The following is a 6,238-nucleotide window of genomic DNA, read 5'->3' on the forward strand; positions in this document are numbered from 1 at the left end:
CATCATTATTAATATCAATTAAAGAAAATATTTTATCTATTAAATAAGGCTTTTCCATAAATTTAAGATAAAAATCTTTTAAACATGTACTTCCTTCTAGGTTTATATCAAAATCAAACAATATAGACTTAATCATACAAATATTATCTTTAAATACTAAATTATCTTTTTTATTATTTGAAGTTATACTATGATACAAGTCATTAGATAAGCATATTAATCTCTCTATATCATCCATCTCAATATATTTTAAGCCATTATATTCCAATATATTTTTAGCCGCTTTAAACTCTAATAATTGAACCTTTTTTTCTATATTATCTATTCTACTTGATTGCTCATCTATTTTATTTAATAAAACATTAAATGACTCTCTTACATTTTCGCATACTGCTATTAATTCTTCATCTACATCTTTTTCTATATTATTGAGTTTATTATTTAAATATATTATCCCCTCATAAGTTATTTTATTTTGCCTTGCTAAAGTTTCTATCATCTTAATAGAAGCATTTTTTACTATAGAATAATTATAATCAATTTCGTATCTTATCTTTCTGTTTTGTCCTGTAATTGTATTTAATATATTTTTTATAAAACCCTGATTAGCAATAAATTGTGTTCTAGATTTTGAAGCAGTCAATGATGACACAGCATCCATTGTAAGTTCTGTTAATTTAGCATAATTATTCTTATATTCTTCTACATTATTTTCTATATATTCTTCTATTATTTTTTTGTCAGCTTCTTTTATTTTGTTTTCATAGGGAATAGTTAGATTCATGCATACTCCTTAAAGTGCTTTTATTATACTATTTTTGTAGTTTTTTCACAATAAACTATAATATACATAATTTTAATAAATAGCTTTTCAATACAATATAACACTTATTCAGATTGCTTTTTTTTACAAAAATGTTAAAATCAAAGTAAACATAATATATACGGGGTTGTAGTTTATGAAAGAGTTACCATATTTAATTAATTTGATTAATGCATTGAAGGGCGAGATTTGTTATTCTTATATTAATAATGTTGTTGCTTTAGACAAAAAATATAAAGAGCTTGAAGAAGTTAAAGGACAAAAAATCATAGATGTATTAAGACATGGCGGATATATGCATTTTCAATTCTCACAAGATGCTATGCTCGTAGATTTAGGTTCTGGAGGTTCTTTTGTACTTACGGAAAATAACACTTATAAAAATGCAATAATAAAATTAGAAACTGATAACGGCAACTTTTTTGTTGTAGATGAAAGTAAAGATAAAGATGATGCTACACATATTATACCTATATGGAAAGACTATACTACAATGCCTCAAGTAGGTTATGACCCTCTCACTAAGCAATTTAATTATAATTTATTCTGTCAATTACTTGCAGATAATGCCACAACTGTAGAAAAACTTATTAAAAACCCTCTTATAATAAGCGGTATAGGAGACACTTACGGAGATATAATATTAAAAAGGGCTTCTATCACTAAAAGAACTAAAACTACAGATATAAATAAAGCAAAAGCAAGAGAGATTTTTGACGCTATAAAACAAGTATTAAGAGAGGCTTCTGGAAACAGAGATGATGAAGAAGATGGTGAAGATTCTGAAGATTAAGTAATTTCTAAAAATTAATAAATTCTTAAAAAATAAAAATAAAATCAGGCATATTTTTTTATAATTTTTGTTTAACTAATATTATAATAAAAATTAGGAGTAAAAATTATGTCTGGAAATGCTAATATTATTGTTGTAGAAGGAAGACTAACAAGAGACCCTTCATATATAAAAACTAAAAACGGTAAATCTTTATGCAAATTTTCTATAGCAAACAATAGATATTATTATGTTAATGGGAGCTTGCAAAAGGAAGTTTACTTTTTTGATTTAATAGCTTGGGGATTTACTGCAGAAAAAATTGCTATTAACCTTCTTAAAGGAAGACATATATTAGTAAATGGAGAATTGAGACAAAACTCTTATATTGCTAAAGATGGAACTAGAAAAAACTCTATTTATATACTTGCCTTAGAAGTAAAAAGTTTAGACAAAAAAACTATAGAAAAAAATAATTATTATAACAATGCAAATAATCAAATTGTATCAGATGTTATTGAAGATGGTTTGGAGCAAGTATTTTAGTTTGTTTTAATATCTCAATGAGTTCTTTGCTTATATCATCTATGGATTTATCAGCATTTATATGATAAATAAAAGGCTCATTAAAACTACTAAATATATTGTCTACTTTTTTTAGATATTCTTCATTTTCAAATCTGTCTATGAAACCTCTTTTTTCCATAATTCTATTTAAAGATTTTTCTACAGGCAGATGAAAAATAAAAACTATATCTGGAATTAAAATAAAACTTTCATGCATATTTTTTATTTTTTCTATATCAATACCCTTAGCACCTTGATAGGCAATAGATGAATACATATATCTATCAAGAACTACGGTTTTACCTTCTTCTAAAGATGGTTTTATCATGAGTCTTATATGCTCTTTTCTATCTTCTACAAAAAGCTTTAATTCTCTATCCAAATCCATATCTTTAGAAAGCATAGTATCTCTTAATTTAGCTCCATAATATGCATTAGTAGGCTCGAAAGTATATATTGTTTCTATATTATTTTCATTTAATGTTTCTGCTAATTTTTTTGCAATAGTAGACTTGCCGCTTCCGTCTATTCCTTCTATAACTATTAATTTTCCTTTCATAAAACTTTCACACACCTACATAAACATATTAAAATATTAACACAATATATTATCTTATTTTTAGAGTTGCTATGCCAATCAAAGCAGTTATTATACCTATTATATAAAATCTAAAAACAACCTGCGTTTCTTTCCAGCCAGATTTTTCAAAGTGATGATGCAAAGGAGCCATTTTAAATACCCTTCTTTTAAACAACTTATATGAAAACACCTGCACAACAACACTAAAAGCCTCAGACACATAAACAGCTCCAACTATTAAAAGCAATAGCTCATGCTTTATAAATAATGCAATTATCCCTAAAACTCCTCCAAGAGATAAGCTTCCAACATCTCCCATAAAAACCTGTGCAGGGTGAGCATTAAACCATAAAAATCCTAAACCAGCCCCAATCAAAGCCCCCACAAATACAGTAACCTCTCCAGCATCAGATATAAAAGGTATTTTTAAATAAGTGGCAATAAGAGAGTTACCAGATACATAAGAAAGCACCGCAAAAGCCATAGACATTATTATTAAAAGTCCTATAGCTAAACCGTCTAATCCGTCTGTAAGATTAACAGCATTACTCATACTAACAACCACAAATATAGAAAAAGGTATATAAAGCATTTTTAAATCTATATACACATTACTTAAAAATGGTATAAATAAAGTAGATGAAGGAACCTGTGCAACCTTCACAGCCTCTAAAACACTTATACCTTTCTCCAAATCAAATTTCATTAAAAAAGTAGATTTATCAAAATAATATAAATATATTCCTATTATTAAGCCAACTATTACCTGAAACACAATTTTATATTTACCGGGTAATCCCTTAGAGTTTTTGTATTTAATCTTAAGAAAATCATCTAAAAAACCAGCTATAGAAAGTATAATTAATGATATTGTAAGAAGTATAATCTTTATATTATCCAATTTACCCCATAATAATATACTTACTAATACACTTCCTACTATAAATATACCGCCCATTGTAGGTGTACCAGTTTTAACTAAATGTGTTTCTGGTCCGTCATCTCTTACAACCTGACCAAAATGAAGTCTTTTTAATTTTTCTATTATACTAGGAGCAAATACTAACACCAAAATTAATGCAGTAGCAACAGCTCCCGCAGTTCTAAAAGTAATATATCTAAAAACATTGAAACCAAAAAAACTCTCTCTAAGCGGATAAAAAATCTCATATAGCATAAAGTGATAGCCTTTAAATAAAAATATATTATTATAAATGTAATTTTAACAAAAATGTAAAATTAGTTAAAAATAAACTATTAAATAGTATTATAAATTTATTTTTTGTCAATAAAAATAATTATGTTAAGTTAATATTATCCTTTTTTCATCATATCCTGATATAAACTATACATTGGAGAAGGAACCCCAAAACCTCCAGAAACAGGCATAGTTTCGCCCGTAATAAAAGAAGACATATCACTAGCAAAAAATAATACAGCATTTGCTATATCCTCTGTTGTAGCAGGTCTATTTAATGGTACATTCTTCAAAAAAGATGTTAAAAACTCTTTAGACATATTCTCCATAGCAGCATCAGTTGCAACAAACCCAGGAAGTACAGCATTGCATCTTATATTATCTCTAGCATATTGCACAGCTATGTTTTTAGTTAAAAAGTTAATAGCACTTTTTGATATACCATAAGCTAAACGAGATATATCTGGAAATAATCCGCCAACAGATGAAATATTAATTATACTTCCTCCCCCATTTGCTTTCATATTTTTTACAGCAGCCTTACAAGGCAAATAAACACTTTTTATATTTTCATTTACAATTTTAAAAAATGTATCAGTATCTCCATTAACTAAATCTAAATCTTTACTAACATCAGTTGTACCAAAATTATTAACAAGTATATCTATTTTACTTTCTTTCTTTATAACATCCTCTACCATAGAAGTAAAAGTTTCTTCTTTTGTAGCATCAAAATAAACAACATCTGCCTTACCGCCATTTTTTATAATCTCATCAGCTATTTGTTTGCCAGCATCAAGTCTTCTCACTGCCAAATAAACTTTAGCACCATTTTCTGCCAACTTCTTACTGCATTCCAAACCAATACCTCTAGTTGATGAAGTCACTAATGCTATTTTATTTTCTACTAGTTTCATAATGTACTCCTTTATTTCAAATCTATCAGTTATAATATATACAATATTTTTTATAGGTCAATAACATAAATTAATAATATAATAATATATTGTAAAAAAAGTTTTTTATGTTAAAATAATGCCTTATATAAAGTTTTATACGATATTTTTTATAATAAAGAGGAAGCGATGAAATTTAGATGTTTAAAAAAAGATATAGTAAAATCTATTGGAGTTACAGAAAATGTTGTTGAAGGAAAAGTAATATACAATATAGAAAGTAATGTGCTTTTTCATCTTGCTGGCAATATGCTTACATTAACTGCTACTGATGGTTCTGTTTGGGCAAGAAGCAGAATTGTGCTTGATGACTATGAGGGCGAAGGCACTGTTGCTGTATATGCTAAAAAAATAAGCTCTATACTTAAAGAAATGCCTGACGGTATGATTACTATAAATGTTGAAGAAAATGAAAAAATTAATATAGAATCTGAAAACGGTAAAACTAAACACTTAATTATTGGTATGAAAACTGATGATTTCCCTTCTTATCCTGAAAGCAATGGAGATATTAACTATATAATGCTTCCTACAAAAGAATTGGTTACTATGATTAATAAAACAATATCTTCAATAGCTAAAGAGCCTTTTAAACCTGCTTTAAGGGGTATATGCTTTGAAAAAACTGATTCTAAATTTTTGGCAGTTGCTACAGACGGAAGAAGAATGGCTATTATAGAGAGAGAATTTGAAGGAATTGATGCTGGTTCTTTCTCAATAATCATAGAGCCTAAAGTATTAAATGAGATATTAGTTACAGCTAATTATGATGAAGTTGAACAGGTAAAAATGGGTGTTGATGGTCAGCAGGTATATTTCCAAGTTGGTAAATATGACTTTGTATCTAGCCTTATAGAAGGAAAATATCCTAACTTTAGGCAGGTTATACCTAAAGAGTTCGCTTATAGTTTTAGGGTAAACAAAAATGACTTGCTTGATGCTATTAGAAGAGTAGTTCCTATGATTAATGATGTTCGCTCTAAGAGAATGATACTTACTGTTTCTGAGGAGTCTTTAAAAGTTAAAGGTATAAACCAAGAAATGGGAGAATCTTTAGAAGAGATAGACATAAAATATACAGGTGAAGAGCATTCTGTTGCTTATAATTATACTTATATTCAAGATGTAATAAAACAAATAGATTCTGAAATAGTTACATTTATGGTTAATAAGGACTCAAGCCCTACTATAGTGAGAGAAATAGAGAGAGAGGATTATTATTTCATCATTATGCCTATGAGCATTGGCGAAGAGTAATTTTTATTATAATATATTTTATTTAATAGTTTTATAAAAATATGTTATAAAACTATTAAATAACAGTAATTGTATACCTTTTATC

The 6,238-nt window shown here is 27.3% G+C and carries 6 protein-coding genes and 1 pseudogene; 3 read left to right on the forward strand and 4 right to left on the reverse strand.

Annotated features, from left to right (window positions below):
- A pseudogene (locus E6A48_RS08270) lies at window positions 1-784 on the reverse strand (hypothetical protein); the annotation flags it as partial.
- 175 nt (window positions 785-959) lie between these two features.
- Here E6A48_RS08270 and E6A48_RS08275 point away from each other — a divergent pair.
- Window positions 960-1,616, forward strand: a complete 657-nt coding sequence (locus E6A48_RS08275; protein WP_219709628.1) for a DNA-formamidopyrimidine glycosylase family protein — start codon at window positions 960-962, stop codon at window positions 1,614-1,616.
- A 108-nt stretch (window positions 1,617-1,724) separates the two neighbouring features.
- On the forward strand, window positions 1,725-2,141 hold the full coding sequence (locus tag E6A48_RS08280) for a single-stranded DNA-binding protein (protein WP_219709630.1): 417 nt from the start codon (window positions 1,725-1,727) through the stop codon (window positions 2,139-2,141).
- Here E6A48_RS08280 and tmk read toward each other — a convergent pair.
- From tmk to hdhA, 3 genes are all read right to left on the reverse strand, one after another.
- A complete protein-coding gene (gene tmk, locus E6A48_RS08285; RefSeq protein WP_219709632.1) occupies window positions 2,110-2,721 on the reverse strand; it encodes a dTMP kinase in 612 nt (203 codons plus the stop codon). The genes E6A48_RS08280 and tmk overlap by 32 nt on opposite strands.
- Before the next feature lie 49 nt (window positions 2,722-2,770).
- Window positions 2,771-3,919 carry a phospho-N-acetylmuramoyl-pentapeptide-transferase gene (gene mraY / locus E6A48_RS08290; RefSeq protein ID WP_219709633.1) on the reverse strand — a complete coding sequence of 383 codons (1,149 nt, stop codon included), beginning with the start codon at window positions 3,917-3,919 and terminating at the stop codon, window positions 2,771-2,773.
- Window positions 3,920-4,056: 137 nt separating this feature from the next.
- On the reverse strand, window positions 4,057-4,857 hold the full coding sequence (hdhA, locus tag E6A48_RS08295; protein WP_013244882.1) for a 7alpha-hydroxysteroid dehydrogenase: 801 nt from the start codon (window positions 4,855-4,857) through the stop codon (window positions 4,057-4,059).
- Between the two features lie 168 nt (window positions 4,858-5,025).
- Here hdhA and dnaN point away from each other — a divergent pair, with 168 nt between their 5' ends.
- Entirely contained in the window at window positions 5,026-6,153 is a 1,128-nt protein-coding gene (gene dnaN / locus E6A48_RS08300) for a DNA polymerase III subunit beta (RefSeq protein ID WP_219709636.1), read from the forward strand.
- Window positions 6,154-6,238 lie beyond the last annotated feature (85 nt).

Source organism: Brachyspira pilosicoli, assembly GCF_019402445.1.
Taxonomy (GTDB): domain Bacteria; phylum Spirochaetota; class Brachyspiria; order Brachyspirales; family Brachyspiraceae; genus Brachyspira; species Brachyspira pilosicoli_B.